The sequence below is a fragment of the Legionella jamestowniensis genome, from assembly GCF_001467745.1.
Taxonomy (GTDB): domain Bacteria; phylum Pseudomonadota; class Gammaproteobacteria; order Legionellales; family Legionellaceae; genus Tatlockia; species Tatlockia jamestowniensis.
In genome coordinates this window covers 37,859-53,712 of the sequence record NZ_LNYG01000004.1, presented here as the reverse complement: position 1 = coordinate 53,712, position 15,854 = coordinate 37,859, and the positions used below count along the sequence as shown (strand labels likewise).

Below are 15,854 nucleotides of genomic sequence, written 5' to 3'. Positions count from 1 at the left end.
ATGAATGATAGAAACCGACATGGTTCTCCCTGATGAACACAGTAGCGAAATTCTGGCGGCAAAGTTGGCACCGACAATAACGCCGCCTTTAATTTTAAGTTTCAGTGGGGAAATTGGTGCAGGGAAAACAACCTTTATTCGAGCGCTGTTGCGGACTTTGGGGATAACCGGTGCAATTAAAAGCCCAACCTTTTCGTTGGTTGAAAGTTATCAATGTAAGCATTTTCAGCTACATCACTTTGATCTCTATCGCATTCATGATGAGTCTGAGCTAGAGTATATTGGGTTTAGAGATTATTTTCGTGAAGATTCGATATGTTGTATTGAATGGCCAGAACATGCCGGACACTTCTTGAATAAGGTAGATATGAGTTTTAGCTTTGCTGTCAAAGGTCATGGGCGTTTGCTGTCAATAAAGGCTGCAAGCCCTGTGGGAGATAAACTGCTGTCTCAATTTGCGGGTAAGGAATGATTAGACGCCTCTTCGCATTATTTTTATTAGTGACAAGTTGCTCAATGGTGATGGCTGCAGCAAAGTTACTTTCTGTCGAAGTCAAACCACAAGGAAACAATCGGACTGTACTTTTTACACTGGATAAAGCAGTTGCTCATAAAGTGTTTACGCTTACTAATCCCAATCGTGTGGTGATTGATTTTGACGATACGGATCTGGCGGTTAACTTGAATCAAATTAATTTGGGACATCAATTGATTCGATATATTCGCAGTGGTCGGCCAAATCCACGCACACTGCGTTTGGTTTTCGAAGTGAATCAGGTGGTAATGACTCAAACAAAACCATTACAACACTCCACGGATCAGCATGGGTTTTCTCTTAATTTAAGGACAAATGGTCAAATTTCTGCGGCAAATGGATCAAAACCTACTGAATATAATCCAGTCCCCCATTATTATGAGCCACCTTCCTCTATGTCTCAAAAGGTACAGAAAAAAATCACAAAAACGTCTGTACCCGTAAAGCACGTTCCTAAAAAAACATTGCGTGATGTGGTCGTGGTTTTAGATCCAGGCCATGGTGGTAAGGATCCTGGTGCGAGTGGACCAAGAAGGACAGCTGAAAAAAATGTGACGTTGGCTATAGCAAAGAGACTAAAACAAATTATCGATAGACAACCGGGCATGAGGGCTGTGCTAACCCGTAATGGTGATTATTATATTGAATTGCGCGAACGATTAAGAATTGCCAGAAAATATAATGCTGATGTTTTTATTTCAATTCATGCAGATGCTTTTATCAATCAACAATCCAGCGGCGCCTCTGTATTTGCCTTGTCCCAATCAGGTGCTACTAGTGAAGCTGCCAGATGGCTTGCAGAGAAGGAAAACTATTCTGAGTTAGGGGGAGTTAATTTATCAGAATTGGATGATCAAAGTGGTTTGGTGAGAACAGTACTCATCGATTTGTCCCAAACGGCAACGATTGGTGCTAGTCTTCATATGGGAGAACGCGTATTACGCAATTTAGACAGAATTACCCGCCTGCATAATCGCAAAGTTGAGCAGGCACGATTTATGGTTTTAAAATCACCAGATATTCCCTCCATTTTAATTGAAACCGGTTTTATTTCTAATCCGCAAGAGGAACGTAACTTAACAAGCCCGGCCTATCAACAACGATTAACTCAAGCTATTTTTGATGGACTAAAGCGCTATTTTTGGGATTACCCGCCTCATGGGACACGAATAGAGGCTTTGGCTGGAAATAGTAATATTCATTTGGTTCGAAGTGGGGAATCATTACCACAGATTGCCTCAAAATATCATATTTCGGTAGCTGCATTGCAAAGCGCTAATCATCTGTCAGAAACAAAAATAAAAGCCGGTCAACGACTTGTTATTCCTACCGTATGAGAATTCAGCAACTGCCAATAGCATTGGCCAATCAAATCGCTGCAGGAGAAGTAATTGAGCGTCCAGCTTCAATCGTTAAAGAATTATTGGAAAATTCGCTGGATGCCAAGGCAACTCTTATTAATATAGAGATTGCTTATGGAGGATTAAACCAGGTTAAAATTAGCGATAATGGTATTGGTATTGTTGCTGATGATTTACCGTTAGCCATTGCCCCGCATGCGACAAGTAAAATTAGTCAACTTAGTGACTTGTATGCAATTCTAAGTATGGGCTTTCGTGGAGAGGCTTTAGCCAGTATCGCATCTGTTTCACGCTTAACAATAAGCTCTAAACCTAAAGATCAGACTCATGCAATGAAATTGATTAATGATGGTCAGGAAATTCGCCTGGAGGCCTGTGCAAGAAGTCAGGGAACGACAGTTGAGGTGCGAGATATTTTTTTTAATACCCCTGTACGAAAAAAATTTTTAAAAAATGAGCGCATGGAGTTTCAGGCAATAGAAATGGTCGTTAAGCGTTTTGCATTAAGTGCACCAACAATAACAATCAATTTGTCCCATAATGACAAAAAAATATTGAGTTTGCCTGCCGCACACTGTGAGAAAAGCAGGTTGGCGCGAATTCGTAAAATATTAGGGAAACTGTTTGTTGAACAATCCTATTATATCGATGTTGAGCACGCAGGCATGCACCTCTCTGGTTGGATAGGAAGCGAAAATTATCAGCGAAGCCAAAATGACAAGCAATGGATTTATATCAATATGCGCATGGTAAAGGATAAATTGCTTAGCCATGCCATTAAGCAAGCTTATGAACAGTTATTGCATCCCGGGCGTTATCCATCTTGTCTTTTGTACTTATCTGTTCCTGCTGACCAGGTGGATGTTAATGTACATCCAACAAAACATGAAGTTCGCTTTCAACAACCACGACTTGTTCACGATTTTATAAGCGCACAAATTCAAGGTGTATTGAGGCGTCCAAAAACACTTGAGCAATATCAACTCAATGAAAACACGGAATCCTGGCAAGTTAGTGAGCCTTCTTCTTATCGTGCTCAAGCAATAAGGGTTGATGAATCAAAAAAAATGACTAATGAAAGCAAATGGATTGATTTAAATCAGCATTTTGCCTTAGTTTTTGTGCAAGAAGAGCCTTATTTAATTGATATAGTCTCTTTACATCGTCATTGGTTGCGAGCATTCCTAAGTAAAGAAAATTTTCCTTTAGCAAACCGGCCGTTATTAGTGCCAGTAAGTCATACTGTTGAAAAAATAAACTTACAGTACTTTACCGACATTAAAAAACATTTGGAACAGGTAGGCATGGAAATAAGCCTTCTAGGGGAGAATGTATTATGTATTAGAAGCTTACCTATAACTCTTCCCCATTTGGATTTTAAACAATTGCTAAATGCTATATTTAAAGAATACCCTTTTACAAAATCGGAATTAATGGAACTGTTGATAAAACATCAAATTTTTGCCCTAAGTAATGCCTCACAGGCAGAAAAGGACACACTAATTGCCCACATGCAGAGCTTACACCATGAGAATAGTAATGAACATAGCGCGTGGCAAAGACAATTGTCGGTAAAACTTTGCAGGGATTTATTAAATGGCTAAGACAATTGTTTGCTTAATGGGGCCGACTGCTTCAGGTAAAACTGCGCTTGCTTTTGAGCTGGTGAAAGCGTTTCCGTTTGAAATCATTAGTGTGGATTCCGCCATGATTTATCGCGAAATGAATGTTGGCACTGCCAAACCTAGTATGGAAGAGCTTAAGCATGCACCGCATCATTTAATCGACATTTTAGATCCCATTGAAAATTATTCAGCAGCGCAATTTTGTGAGGATGCTGTGGAGTTGATTGAGGCTATTTTTCAACGCGGTAAATACCCTTTGTTAGTGGGGGGAACGATGATGTATTTTAATGCACTGCAGCAGGGCCTATCCGTTTTGCCCCAGGCGGATGAAACAATACGGCTGGATTTATTGCGACAGGCAGAACATCATGGCTGGTCTTATTTACACCGGCAACTAGAGCAGGTTGACCCCCTATCGGCTGAGCGAATTCATCCTAATGATACGCAGCGTATTCAAAGAGCACTAGAAGTTTATCAGTTAACCGGTAAACCCCTCTCATTTTTTTGGTCTGAGCAGAAAGGAGCAGGAAAATACCATTTTGTGAATCTGATCTTATTTCCTGAACAAAGAACTTGGTTACACGAGCGGATTGCTCTAAGATTTGAGCAAATGTTAAATCAAGACTTTGTTGGTGAAGTCGCACAGCTTTTACAAAAATGGCAATTACCACCTACGAGCCCTTCCATGCGTTGTGTAGGTTATCGCCAAGTCATTAATTATTTGGCAGGGGATTATGATTATGAAACTTTACGGCATAAAGGTATTGTTGCTACAAGACAATTGGCTAAAAGACAGTTAACATGGTTACGCTCATGGCCTAAGGGTGTATTTTTTAATTGCCAGAATCCTGCCACAACACGACGTGAAATCATGGCACTTGTTAAGGAAATCATGGATAATAGGATTCATAATTTTAAGACCGTGTAAAAGTTTTTTTGAGGAATACGATGTCTAAAACTAAAAAAAAACCAGCAAGTACTAAAAAGCAGTATATTGTGCATCCACATGATTTGCCTTTGAGTTGCCCAACGGATGAAATGGAATTATGGAATGCCCATCCCAAAGTTTATTTACCCATTGAAAAAACCGGCTCGGAAGTTTGTCCCTATTGTAGTTCTCATTTCGTTTTAAAAGATGATTAATTCCATTTGTATTGTACGTTTGTCGGCATTAGGCGATGTACTAATGCTGGTTCCTTTAATCCGCACTTTACAAACCTACTTACCTAATGCCACTATAACTTGGGTAATTTCTCGCCCGGCTTATGATTTAGTTGAGGGTATGGATGGTGTTGAATTTATTGTTATTGATAAACCTGATGGCCTTAAGGATTATTGGCAATTCAAAAAACAGTTAAAAGGTCGTTCATTTGATGTACTTTTAGCCGCGCAGTCAAGTTTTCGTGCCAATCTTTTATACCCGCTAATTCGTGCCCCGCGAAAAATTGGCTATGATGTTTATCGAGCTAAAGATGGCCATAAATGGTTTATCAATGAAAGAATAAATGCAACTAACGGACATACTTTAGAGGGGTTTCTACAGTTTGCCACTGCTTTAGGGATAGAAAACCATGAGGTGCGTTGGGATTTACCCATTACTCAGGACGATTATGCATGGGCTCGTGAGCATTTACCGTCGAACGGTCCTGTTTTGTTAGTTAATCCTGCCGCCAGTAAATTGGAAAGAAGCTGGGTGGTCGAGCGATACGTGGCTGTTATAAAAGAAGCGCAGCGTCGTTGGCAAGCACAAATAGTTTTGACAGGAGGGCCTGGAAATTTCGATAGAGAGTTAGCCGACGCAATCCTAAAACAAGTTCAATGTATTGACTTGGTGGGTAAAACTAAGCCAAAACAATTATTAGCACTTATACAGCAAGCAGATGTTTTACTGTGTCCGGATACAGGGCCGTCTCATATGGCGGCGGCTGTAGGAACGCCCGTCGTTGCATTGCATGCAGTAACCAATTCCCAAGTGTCAGGCCCTTATACGTTTAGGCATTTGGTAGTAGACTGTTATCCGCAAGCAGTAAAAACTATCCTCAAAAAAGGTAATACCGAGAAAATTTGGGGAGAAAAGGTCCATGGGACTGAGGCAATGAAATTGATCCAGGTTGATACGGTATTGGCGAAATTAGAGCTGGCAATAGCAAAGTAAAATCACAGTTTTATTGTGCAGTACCCTGATAAATTTCTATGAAAAATGACATGATAAAATATTAGGATAATGCGTTAGCTATTGTTTTCCCAGCTATTTCGGCCGGGTCATCCCCATCAGAACAAATTTTTCTCAATAGAATAGTCATATGTGTTTGGCCGGGCATAATAATTTTGTTGACGGAATTACCGGCTTGGATAAGTTTTTTGGCATACGCTTCACTTTGACTTCTGCCTCCGTCATATTCACCACAGAGAATCGTTGTGGGCGGTAATCCAGATAAATCAGATTCCCAATAAGGGGAACACCTAGGATCTGTTCGTTGTGATTCTTTACAATAACAATCAAAACTAAATTGCGCAGCAACAGGATCAAGCATCTTATCTTGTAAAGCATAGTCATCGAACTCATGAACAGAGTTGGTATAGTCAAAGCCCCCACTTATTAGTAATTGATGAAAAATTCTAATGTTAGGATTTGATCTTGACAGATTAGTTAATACTGCTGCCAAATTAGCACCGGAGCTCCATCCTGCTAATATTAGCTTGGACAGATCTGCACGAAATTGTTCCGGATGCTTAATCACCTCATTGAAGGCATCTATGGCATCCTCTAGGGGTTTTGGATAAGGGTTTTCAGGTGCCAAACGGTAGTCAACCATTAGGGCGTGACAATTGGAGTATTTAGCGATTCTACTGATGATGGTATGGTTTTCCTCAAACAATTGATGAATAAAGCCAGTACCAGGAAAGTATATAATTAAAGGTTTCTTTTTATCGGATTCTGCATAAAATCGATAGCGAATTGATAAGCCATCACGGTTTTGGATTGTACCGTCGTGAAAAGCGATGTTGGCAGGATGACCTACAAATTGACTCAAGCTCTTGGCAGCTTGCCTTATTTGCTCAAGAGTTAATGCTTGCGGGACTTCCTGTGGCAACAGGTCAAAAAATTCCAAATCAGATTTATTCAATGGCATCATCAGCTCCTGAATCTGTATGGGTCGAAGCCCCTTTCTATGAACAATTCCGAATCATAATTTGTTATCATCGCGCAAAAGCTATCCTGTTAATTGCTGTATTTACGATAACCTTCTAAAGTTTTACCTACACATGGTAATTTTTCAAATTATTAACAATTCAAAAGTTGCCTTTATTTGCCAAGTAGATTATTTTTAAAGCATAGATAGTATGTCTTGTCCGGCTAACAGGATTTCTTTAGGGGCCAGATTAAAGATGTGGTGAGCAAGCTTATTGAGTTAAGAAGCCTAAAGCATCTTAAGAGGCGTCCATTTTGTAAAACAGAACCGAGGCAAGAATACTATCTACTCATCCTAAACCGTTCACCCCTCTTAAAAATAAATCTTGGACAGATTGCCTAAATGACCTTGCTGTGTCAGTGATAAGTAACTCAATATTATTAACCAGCGCCTTGCTGTGGAATAATTCATTGCGATTCTAAATGGAAAGAATAAAAATAAATGCAAGATTAAGAAAAGTAATCAACTTGGAATATTAATGGAGAATGAGAGTGACGGAGAGAGAGCAGTATTTTCGAGAACGCTTTTATCGTTGGCGGCAGGATAAGGCAAAAAATGAAGAAGCTGTATTGCTGACGATACTGCATATTGATGCCTATATGAGGGCAGCGTTTCATTTAAAAGGCATTAAAAGTGATTTCTATGATCATACGTCTCTCAAATATAACGAGTTGAATCGTTATGGGAAAAGGGAATTTGGTGTTTTACTCTATTGTAAATTCATCATTCAGGATTACTTTGAACATGCGAATGAAGAAGAGCAAGAATTGTTAAGCGTCATTGTAAAGAAGATTGATGGGCTTTATGAACAAGGCCGTGTTGATACCCAAGCAAAATTAAATGCACTTACCGAGAGTTGTCATTTTTGGCTCGATAACTATACTCAAAACCGAGAAGATGTTTCTCAAATTCAATCATTATGTTGTGTTTTGTACCTGCTCTTAAAAGTACTGGAGATTTTTCTTAAAAGTTTGGGTGGCTGGAGTAAACAGTTAGCTAAACCATTTATTAATCTTGATCTATTAGTCAATGAAATAGAGAGCTTGCTTGTAAAAACAGAGGAAAGATTTAACCAACTTAATACAATTCTCAATCAGGACAAACCCTGTGCCCCTCAAAATTTGGCAGAACTTTTTGATAAAAAATATTTGGAACTCGTGGCAAGCAATCCGGCTAATCATTATGATGTGCTGTTAGCAAAAATATCTCTGCTTGAGACCATGGTTATTGAGGCTAAAACAATGGGCTTACTTCTCAAGAGAAACTATGAATTTAAAAAAAATCTTCAAAATGCCCAATCATTTTTAAGTTTAATAGAAGACAATGGGAAGTATATTATAGGAAGAAAATATTTTCTGGATTTAATTAAAGAAAATGATAAATCCTTTCAAGACCTAATGAACTGTCTAAATTCAGAGCAAAGAACTGCATTTTTGGATAAAGTAGAACAATTGAAAAATCCTACTCATATCCAAAAATTTTATGCGTCATTACAATACAGTGCCAGTTGGGCCACAGCCTTGCCTGCCTCTGCATTTCGTCTTACCGTTCCTCAGGATTGGCAGAATTATGTGGTCGGTGTTATTCCGGACACCTTGGACAGTCAATGCAAGAATGACTTGAAATGTTTAATTGAGATAATTGCAAAAGATTTAAAGGAAAAGTTGGTTGCAACGGAAAATGAAATGCAACTATTGACTGAAAAATTTGCTGCAGATCAGCGGTATGAACAATTTATTAAAGACATTCCGATTGAAGTAATCGAGCAAATCGTAGCGTCTAGCCAAACAATGATGGAAAGTTTGGCAATGTACAAAAATCTACTTTTATATGCGAATAGCAGGCAGAAAACTTTACAAGAAATTCATGGACTCCATGAACAAATCGATGATTTTTTACAATTGCATGATAATTTTTGGGTAAAGCTTTCTAATTTTTTGGCAACGTTTTTTTCTTTTTTTAGGACTGAAACTGCATGTTTAGTGGCCAAAGTGCGTGACATACAAAATAAATTAAATACTTTAAAATGCGAATACAGTAGCGATTTTGATAAAGCATGTGAGGCTTATCTACAGAAGCACGAAAGATTGCATCCGCAGTTGCATAATTTACTAGTAGAAGAGGCGAAAGGTCTTGACAGTTTAATCCCTAGGCAAAATAAAACAGTCATTGCCAAAACATCGGTACGTGAATCATTTTCTCACATAAGGCAATGCTTTTTTTATGTAAAAGAAAATCCTGTACAATTAGCAGAAATGCCAGTGTCGCATTTAATAATAGTCAATTAACACAACATAAGGGATCTTTTTGGAACCTTTGTTTTTTTCAGCAGGATTGGTTGCCCTGGCTGAATTTGGGGATAAAACGCAATTGCTTGCATTTATATTGGCAACACGATTTAAGCGCCCCTTGCCCATTATATTCGCAATTCTGGTTGCCACCTTGGCTAACCACGCATTTGCCGGTGTTATAGGATTATGGATAACCGCCACGTTAAATCCGAAAGTACTTCATTGGTTATTGGGTATTTTCTTTATTTTGATGGCCATTTGGGTGTTAATTCCAGATAAGGGAGATGCCAATGAAACAAAAATAACCCCAAACCTGGGTGTTTTTACCACAACGCTGATAAGCTTCTTCTTGGCGGAAATGGGAGACAAAACCCAAATAGCAACCGTTGCATTAACTGCTCATTATCATGCCCCTCTAAGGGTGATTCTTGGAACTACCTTGGGAATGTTGTTGGCGGATGTCCCTGCAGTATTTCTTGGAGAAAAACTTGCAGAAAAGCTTCCTATCAATATCATTCGTATCAGTGCGGCGATCTTATTTCTGGTGATGGCACTTTTAATAGTCATGCAATTGGATAAATTTATTTTTTAGCTAACAGTAATTTCACGGGCATGATAGCCTTTTAAAATAGACAACGCTTCTTTGATTTGTTTTTCAGAAGTCACTGTAATCCAAAGCACAAACCCTCCTTTTCTTTCTTGTCGCCTTATTTGTTTGTTCTGACGCTGACTGATAAATTTGGCTAACAATGCCCCAGCGATAGCACCAATAATTGCACCTAAAACGCCATAGAATAAATTGTCTGAAGGGGAACGCACATCGCCTATCAAAAAAACACCAATAGTGACAAAAATAAATACAGGAATGGCAAAGGAAAATCCAATTACCCATCCAAAATCATCCCTTAAAAAATGTTCTGTTTTTGGGGGGGTGATACTTTCTTGAATTTCATCAGGTTTCACATAAGGTTTACCATATTTTTCGGCAATTTTTTCGGGTGAACCTTGCACACTGATATCATGACGAGCCACTGTTTTTTCAGTGAGTTTGGCAATAACTCTTTCTAAAACGATTTCGCTGCTGATAATTGCACTTATCTTTTTGTTAGGTAGACTGGCCATGGCAACTCTCCTTTTCACCTTAAGCTGGTTGAAAAAATTTTCATGATATTAGCCTAGCTTTTCTTCTATCATCTATCAGTTTTATTGAAAGACTTTATACTTACAGTATAGTAAATGGAGATTTAAGCTAGGGAGCTCCTCATGAGTAACTATACAATAGGTCACATGACAGAAGCTGAAGTTAATGATGCCGTAGAATGGGCAGCCAAAGAGGGGTGGAATCCAGGGCTTCATGATGCGATTTGTTTTTATCAAACGGACCCACAAGGTTTTTTTGTTGGAAAACTGGACGGTAAAATTATTGCCATAGGTTCAGCCGTCATTTATGACGAACAGTTTGCGTTTTGTGGTTTTTATATTGTTGATAAAGGATTTCGCGGAAAAGGGTACGGCTTGGCATTAACCAAAGCTCGTTTAGCTTATATTGGAAATCGCAACGCTGGGTTGGACGGTGTGATTAACATGGTAGATAAGTATGCAAATCTAGGTTATAAAATTGCACATAACAATAGTCGTTATACAGGGAGTTCTTATCCTGCTCTCGAAAAAAATAATCCTGCGATTGTTCCATTAGCAACCGTTGATTTTACTTGCTTACTTGAGTATGACCGATTGCATTTCCCAGCATTACGTCCCACTTTTTTAAAATGCTGGATAAACCAACCAGAAGGAGCAAGCCTTGGCTATATGCATTCTGGAAGACTTTTAGGTTATGGTGTTATTAGGGCATGTCGAAGCGGCTTTAAAATCGGACCTTTATTTGCCGATTCACCAGAAATTGCGGAAGAATTGTTTTTAAATTTAGTCTCTCATGCAAAGGGCCACGTCTTTTATTTAGATATCCCGGAAAATAATCCACATGCGCAGGAATTGGTAAAACGCTATCAATTAAACAAAGTGTTTGAAACAGCAAGAATGTATTTAAAAGGAGAGCCGCGTTTGCCAATGGAGCAAATTTACGGTATTACTACTTTTGAGCTGGGATAAATCATGCAACGGCAAATGGTTGGCTATGGAGCTAATCCTCCGCAGATTTTATGGCCTAATCAGGCGAAAATCGCAATTAATTTTGTTCTCAATTATGAGGAGGGTGCCGAACTTTCTCCTGTCAACGGTGACAAATTCTCAGAAGAGTATGGCGGAGAGTTTCCTCTGGCGAAAAAACCTGCTGGTATGCGTAATCGTAGCATGGAGTCATTGTTTGAATACGGAAGCAGGGCAGGTTTGTGGCGGTTAATTCGTCTATTTAATGCAGAAAATATTCCTTTAACTTTTTTCATCACCGGATTGGCGTTAACGTTAAATCCTGAATTAAGTCGTTATCTTAAAACATCCTCACACGATCTTGTAGGCCATGGATGGCGATGGATTGATTATGCGCTAATCCCCAAAGAAGAAGAAAAAGAACACATTTTAAATTGTTGCAAAACTATAAAAAAATTGACGGGGAAGCCCATTCAAGGATGGTATTCCGGTAGACGCAGTGAGAATACAAGAGATTTATTGCTTGAAATCGGTGGTTTTCTTTATGACTCAGATAGTTATGCTGATGATTTGCCCTATTTCGAAGGAAAACACCTCATTATACCTTATACACTGGATTGCAATGATTTTCGCTTTAGCACCTCACCAGGATTTAGCCACGGTGATATGTTTTTTATGCATTTAAAAAACACCTTGGATTATCTATACAGAGAACAAAGACCCGCAATAATGACAATTGGATTGCATGCCAGAATCAGTGGTCATCCAGGGCGTTGCATGGCCGTAAAACAATTTATTGATTACTTACAGCAGTTTCCTGATGTTTGGATAACGCGACGTATTGATATTGCCCATTACTGGATTAAACAATTTTCTAAGCCTATGTGATTGATGATGATAACCAGTACTAGATGTTCGAATGCCTTGTCTCGGGGCATTCGAAACCTTTCCTTCTTATGCAGATTCTATATTGGCCGTTAATTGCTCATGGACGCCACTATCAATAAGAACGCGTAGGGACATCTGCAGAATAAAAATACTAAGGGGAAGTAGCAATAAAATATCTAAAGGGAATTGTAAAAATCCCGTCCCTCCGAAAGCACCAAAATAAGAGACAACTAATAAAGAGACTAGGTAAAAAGCAAACCAATAAAGGCTTGGGCCACAGTCGCTTAATCGACGCTTTTGATAAGCCATGTTAATAATAAAGCCTACCAACAGCGCTAAACTTAATTTCCATAAAATGTCAAAACCACACCAATAAAGCATTAAATTACACACATAAAAGGCTATATGACAAAAAAACAAGCTTCCTCGGAGTTTAAAAGGGCGTTCTCGAGCCGGTTGGAGCTGGCGCATCGCTAACAAGCAAATAGGGCCAATTCCATAAGATAAAATGCTACAGGATGAAAGGAACGCTACCATTTTTTGCCAACCCGGGAAAGGGAGGAAAGATAAAATCCCCACAAGAAAGTTAGCATATAACGTAATATAGGGAATTTTATGTTTGTTTAACTTTAAAAAAAATTCAGGCAAATGTTTGTTTTGTGACATCCCATATACAATGCGTGAGGTGGCGGCCGTGTAAACTAACGTGGTGCCAAAAGGAGAAAAAGCTGCATCAAACATGAGTAGCATAGCGACAAAACCTAGGCCTAACAGTAATGTTAAGCCTACTAAAGGACCACTGTCACCAGGAAAACTCAGATTATGCCACCCTTGGGCTAAGTAGGATTTTGGAATAGCGGCGAGAAAACTAAGTTGCAACATAAAATAAAGGACAAACCCTACCAATACAGCACCCAAAATCGCAATAGGAATATTTTTTTGCGGATTTTGTACTTCGCCAGCAAGCATTAGACCATTCTGAAAACCGGTAAATGCAAACGCAATCCCACTTGCTGAAAGCGCAGTAAAAATTTGTATCCAAGCCTCTTTGGTGCTCAGTTGTATATTAATATTTCCCATGGAAGGGGCACTCGAAAGCAAAGCAACAATAGCAAGGCCAGGAACCAGAAATTTTATAATACTGGCAAATTTATTACATTCTGCCAGTAACTTAATTCCATAAGAGTTTAAAAATACTACAAATAACATAATACCAATTGCTACTGCGTAACCTATACTAGATAAGCTAAAAGACGCAGCGTCTTTAACAACCAGTGAAGGGAAAAAATGACTGGAATATTGTAAAATAGCTTGGATTTCAATAGGTGTCATCACTACATAAGAGAGCCAGGATGTCCAGGCAAACAAGAATCCCACATCCTTCCCATGAGTAAAACTAGGATAATTGGTCATGCCTCCGGAAATAGGAAACATAGCGCCTAATTCACATAAGGGCAATGCTATAAACAGCATAAACAAAGCGGCAATAATCCAACTAATCAGGGCATTGCTTCCTGCCATTTGAGCACTGATGAATGGACTAAATAACCAACCAGAACCCACCATGCCCCCAGCAGCAGCGATTAATACATTTGTTCGAGAAATATCACGTTTTAGCATTGCTTTTCCTTAGCGAATGCACTGAAAAATATTATTCGCGGTTTTAAATACACTGGTGAGACGTATTTAATGAAGAGACGAATTTTTTATTTTTTCATAAAAAGCTGCTGTTTTAAAGAAATTATTAAAAAAGAACAGGGGGGTATGTGTCTCTGCACAGGACAAAAATTTAGAATCCCGTCGTTGCGAGCGCTAGCGAAGCAAGCCATGCAATCTTTGAACAAATCTGTTCTGGATTGCTCCACTTTGTTCGCAACGGCGACATATAAAAATTTCCTGTATAAAGGGCATGTGCCACCTGTTCTTTATATTAAAATATTATTGAGCAGCATCGGAGGTAGATGTATCACCAGATGCGCGCAAGAATCCATTCATTTCCATAACCTTTGCATTTTGTAGTAGCAAGATACTGTTGGTTAACAGAATACGCTCTTCCTGTTGACGATTAAGGTACAATTGATAATTGATCTCGGCAAGCAAAACGGCAATTTCTTTTTGCACGGTTGCGGCTGAAGCCGTGTTAAGGCCAGCTAACCACTCGGTATTCCCAGGACTTCCGGTATTTCCCTGGTTATTATTAGCTTGCTTCGGATCAAAAAGTCGCCAGGTTGCCATTTGGTATTCACTTAAAGATTGGCTAGTAGGTGGAATTTCTGCTTGACCGGAAGTATTTACAACAGGTTGTTGCATTCTTTTTGATAAAATGTAATAGAGATTGCTAATGCCTACAGAATTTTGTGCGGCAAAAACTCTAAGATTTAAAAGATAGTTCGTCAGGGCATAACCTGCTTGGAATTTAGACAATACAGTGCCTTTAGGATCCGAGTATTGTTGATAGAGTTTGTCATAAAAATTACGAGCTGCCAAAGGTACTGGAGTCACGGCGGAAGTAGCATAACGAATAAAATTAATCGCTTGTTGAGCTGGGGTTTGTGCTACTAAAGGTCCTGCCGCTCGCAACGGCTGAGGTCCTGTATTTACTTCTTGCTGGGGTAAGGCGCCTGCAGCCTGTGTTGTGTACATCAATGGGGCAATGAGACTATTGCTATTGAGCTGCATGATGGCCGGCAAGTTAAAAGTGCCTTTGTAAAAATCTGCTGTTCCAGGAATTGTTCCAATGACATTTTGCATCACCTGGCCGTCATTTAACCAGGCTTGATTCGTGTCACAGCCAACCCAATTCTGCCCTTGGTTGTCCAAACAAAAACTATAATCTGGTGTCATTAATATATTTGCGAGAGCTTGGCTTACCGGATCATTTTGATATTGATACTGTGTTTGCCCAGCCCCCGTACCTGAACTCGTTGGCTGGTCAATTAAAGGGGAAATGGAAATATTGTTGGAGGGATCGGAAAAACGTGAAGTAAGGAAGGTGCTGTTACCTGAATTGTTTAATATTGAAAAAGCATTATTACCGGGAACAAAATAAGGTGGTGCAGCGTCTGTTGATGCAACAGCACTAATTCCCGTAGTATTTACTGGGAGTGCTCCATAAAAAGTTTTTACCGTGGGCAGCAATATATTTTGTAACGCCGTGCCGGTTATCTGAAGTATGGTATCATTCAGCTCAGAGGAAGGCGTATCATCGAGGTTATAACCTAAATATTGTCCAAGATTAAGCAAATACTTGGATATTTTATCCATTGTGTCATTAATGGGGTCTAAGGGATTGACACTATTGACCGAAGCAAAGCTGGATGATGTGGCAGCGGCAAACAATAGAACACCAGATAAAGCAACGCGACGACTAAGTAATTTCATTTATTCTTCCCCTTCAAGAGCACGAGCTACAAGTTTTAAACGATACTCAGAAAAAACGCGAGCAAGCAAACGCAAACGTTCAAAAACAATATTTCGCTTCAGAAAAAAACCGGCAGGATCATGGCTGCCTGTACTTGTTTCCTCTGCATGAATTAAAATTCTCGAGGCACTACCAGGATGTACAGTATCAATCGCCTGTAAAAGACGAAGACCTCTGCCTGATTTAATATTGCCTACGAGACGAATAAAAATATCTTCCTGAGCAAGCGTGCTCATGTCAATCTTTTCAATATCATCCAATTCTTTACCGAGTCGATTTATTGCTTCTTCTAAATCCGGATTTCCATCCAGAGTCCAGTCTTCTACACTTTCCATAAATGTGATAACCCGGTAAATCATGGGGTCAACATACTCAAACCAATATTTAGAAGATTCTTCAAGACTGAGATCGGGCATTTTTTACTCTTTTTTTA

At 39.2% G+C, this 15,854-nt stretch carries 15 protein-coding genes; 10 read left to right on the top strand and 5 right to left on the bottom strand.

What is annotated here, in order from left to right; all coding sequences use genetic code 11:
* Window positions 1-4 precede the first annotated feature (4 nt).
* The 6 genes from tsaE to Ljam_RS01325 are packed head-to-tail and all read left to right on the top strand — an operon-like array spanning window position 5 to window position 5,676.
* The gene (tsaE, locus tag Ljam_RS01350; RefSeq protein ID WP_058448348.1) at window positions 5-472 is read left to right on the top strand and encodes a tRNA (adenosine(37)-N6)-threonylcarbamoyltransferase complex ATPase subunit type 1 TsaE; all 468 of its coding nucleotides are present in this window, start codon (window positions 5-7) and stop codon (window positions 470-472) included.
* Window positions 469-1,872: an N-acetylmuramoyl-L-alanine amidase gene (locus Ljam_RS01345; RefSeq protein WP_058448347.1), complete on the top strand. Its 1,404-nt coding sequence runs from the start codon at window positions 469-471 to the stop codon at window positions 1,870-1,872. Before tsaE ends, Ljam_RS01345 begins: the two co-directional genes overlap by 4 nt.
* Window positions 1,869-3,500 carry a DNA mismatch repair endonuclease MutL gene (mutL, locus tag Ljam_RS01340; RefSeq protein WP_058448346.1) on the top strand — a complete coding sequence of 544 codons (1,632 nt, stop codon included), beginning with the start codon at window positions 1,869-1,871 and terminating at the stop codon, window positions 3,498-3,500. Before Ljam_RS01345 ends, mutL begins: the two co-directional genes overlap by 4 nt.
* A complete protein-coding gene (gene miaA, locus Ljam_RS01335; protein ID WP_058448345.1) occupies window positions 3,493-4,449 on the top strand; it encodes a tRNA (adenosine(37)-N6)-dimethylallyltransferase MiaA in 957 nt (318 codons plus the stop codon). Before mutL ends, miaA begins: the two co-directional genes overlap by 8 nt.
* A gap of 20 nt (window positions 4,450-4,469) precedes the next feature.
* Window positions 4,470-4,664, top strand: coding sequence for a zinc-finger domain-containing protein (locus tag Ljam_RS01330; protein WP_058448344.1), 195 nt, complete (start codon window positions 4,470-4,472; stop codon window positions 4,662-4,664).
* Window positions 4,657-5,676 carry a glycosyltransferase family 9 protein gene (locus Ljam_RS01325; RefSeq protein WP_058448343.1) on the top strand — a complete coding sequence of 340 codons (1,020 nt, stop codon included), beginning with the start codon at window positions 4,657-4,659 and terminating at the stop codon, window positions 5,674-5,676. Before Ljam_RS01330 ends, Ljam_RS01325 begins: the two co-directional genes overlap by 8 nt.
* 61 nt (window positions 5,677-5,737) lie before the next feature.
* Here the strand turns inward: Ljam_RS01325 and Ljam_RS01320 are convergent, their stop codons facing one another.
* Window positions 5,738-6,658, bottom strand: coding sequence for an alpha/beta hydrolase (locus tag Ljam_RS01320; RefSeq protein WP_082651547.1), 921 nt, complete (start codon window positions 6,656-6,658; stop codon window positions 5,738-5,740).
* Window positions 6,659-7,206: 548 nt separating this feature from the next.
* Here Ljam_RS01320 and Ljam_RS01315 point away from each other — a divergent pair.
* Together Ljam_RS01315 and Ljam_RS01310 are read left to right on the top strand one after the other, a co-directional pair.
* The gene (locus tag Ljam_RS01315; RefSeq protein ID WP_058448341.1) at window positions 7,207-9,003 is read left to right on the top strand and encodes a hypothetical protein; all 1,797 of its coding nucleotides are present in this window, start codon (window positions 7,207-7,209) and stop codon (window positions 9,001-9,003) included.
* Between the two features lie 19 nt (window positions 9,004-9,022).
* Complete coding sequence (locus tag Ljam_RS01310; RefSeq protein WP_058448340.1) at window positions 9,023-9,598, top strand: TMEM165/GDT1 family protein; 576 nt, start codon at window positions 9,023-9,025, stop codon at window positions 9,596-9,598.
* On the opposite strand, the gene Ljam_RS01305 is transcribed toward Ljam_RS01310, so the two are convergent.
* On the bottom strand, window positions 9,595-10,128 hold the full coding sequence (locus Ljam_RS01305; RefSeq protein WP_058448339.1) for a hypothetical protein: 534 nt from the start codon (window positions 10,126-10,128) through the stop codon (window positions 9,595-9,597). The genes Ljam_RS01310 and Ljam_RS01305 overlap by 4 nt on opposite strands.
* A 141-nt stretch (window positions 10,129-10,269) precedes the next feature.
* Here Ljam_RS01305 and Ljam_RS01300 point away from each other — a divergent pair, with 141 nt between their 5' ends.
* Window positions 10,270-11,115, top strand: a complete 846-nt coding sequence (locus tag Ljam_RS01300; protein WP_058448338.1) for a GNAT family N-acetyltransferase — start codon at window positions 10,270-10,272, stop codon at window positions 11,113-11,115.
* A 3-nt stretch (window positions 11,116-11,118) separates the two neighbouring features.
* Window positions 11,119-12,000 carry a polysaccharide deacetylase family protein gene (locus Ljam_RS01295; RefSeq protein ID WP_058448337.1) on the top strand — a complete coding sequence of 294 codons (882 nt, stop codon included), beginning with the start codon at window positions 11,119-11,121 and terminating at the stop codon, window positions 11,998-12,000.
* A 66-nt stretch (window positions 12,001-12,066) separates the two neighbouring features.
* Here the strand turns inward: Ljam_RS01295 and Ljam_RS01290 are convergent, their stop codons facing one another.
* The 3 genes from Ljam_RS01290 to icmW all read right to left on the bottom strand — a co-directional run bounded on the left by Ljam_RS01290 (window position 12,067) and on the right by icmW (window position 15,837).
* A complete protein-coding gene (locus tag Ljam_RS01290; protein ID WP_058448336.1) occupies window positions 12,067-13,620 on the bottom strand; it encodes an APC family permease in 1,554 nt (517 codons plus the stop codon).
* A gap of 318 nt (window positions 13,621-13,938) precedes the next feature.
* The gene (gene icmX / locus Ljam_RS01285; RefSeq protein ID WP_058448335.1) at window positions 13,939-15,381 is read right to left on the bottom strand and encodes a type IVB secretion system protein IcmX; all 1,443 of its coding nucleotides are present in this window, start codon (window positions 15,379-15,381) and stop codon (window positions 13,939-13,941) included.
* A complete protein-coding gene (icmW, locus tag Ljam_RS01280) occupies window positions 15,382-15,837 on the bottom strand; it encodes a type IVB secretion system protein IcmW (protein WP_058448334.1) in 456 nt (151 codons plus the stop codon).
* Window positions 15,838-15,854 lie beyond the last annotated feature (17 nt).

Excerpts from the sequence above, each read along its gene's own strand:
- Ljam_RS01305 (WP_058448339.1), bottom strand. The coding sequence starts at position 10,128 with ATGGCCAGTCTACCTAACAAAAAGATAAGTGCAATTATCAGCAGCGAA.
- Ljam_RS01295 (WP_058448337.1), top strand. The coding sequence starts at position 11,119 with ATGCAACGGCAAATGGTTGGCTATGGAGCTAATCCTCCGCAGATTTTA.
- icmX (WP_058448335.1), bottom strand. The coding sequence starts at position 15,381 with ATGAAATTACTTAGTCGTCGCGTTGCTTTATCTGGTGTTCTATTGTTT.
- Ljam_RS01290 (WP_058448336.1), bottom strand. The coding sequence starts at position 13,620 with ATGCTAAAACGTGATATTTCTCGAACAAATGTATTAATCGCTGCTGCT.
- tsaE (WP_058448348.1), top strand. The coding sequence starts at position 5 with ATGATAGAAACCGACATGGTTCTCCCTGATGAACACAGTAGCGAAATT.
- miaA (WP_058448345.1), top strand. The coding sequence starts at position 3,493 with ATGGCTAAGACAATTGTTTGCTTAATGGGGCCGACTGCTTCAGGTAAA.
- icmW (WP_058448334.1), bottom strand. The coding sequence starts at position 15,837 with ATGCCCGATCTCAGTCTTGAAGAATCTTCTAAATATTGGTTTGAGTAT.
- Ljam_RS01300 (WP_058448338.1), top strand. The coding sequence starts at position 10,270 with ATGAGTAACTATACAATAGGTCACATGACAGAAGCTGAAGTTAATGAT.
- Ljam_RS01330 (WP_058448344.1), top strand. The coding sequence starts at position 4,470 with ATGTCTAAAACTAAAAAAAAACCAGCAAGTACTAAAAAGCAGTATATT.
- Ljam_RS01320 (WP_082651547.1), bottom strand. The coding sequence starts at position 6,658 with ATGATGCCATTGAATAAATCTGATTTGGAATTTTTTGACCTGTTGCCA.
- Ljam_RS01325 (WP_058448343.1), top strand. The coding sequence starts at position 4,657 with ATGATTAATTCCATTTGTATTGTACGTTTGTCGGCATTAGGCGATGTA.
- Ljam_RS01345 (WP_058448347.1), top strand. The coding sequence starts at position 469 with ATGATTAGACGCCTCTTCGCATTATTTTTATTAGTGACAAGTTGCTCA.
- mutL (WP_058448346.1), top strand. The coding sequence starts at position 1,869 with ATGAGAATTCAGCAACTGCCAATAGCATTGGCCAATCAAATCGCTGCA.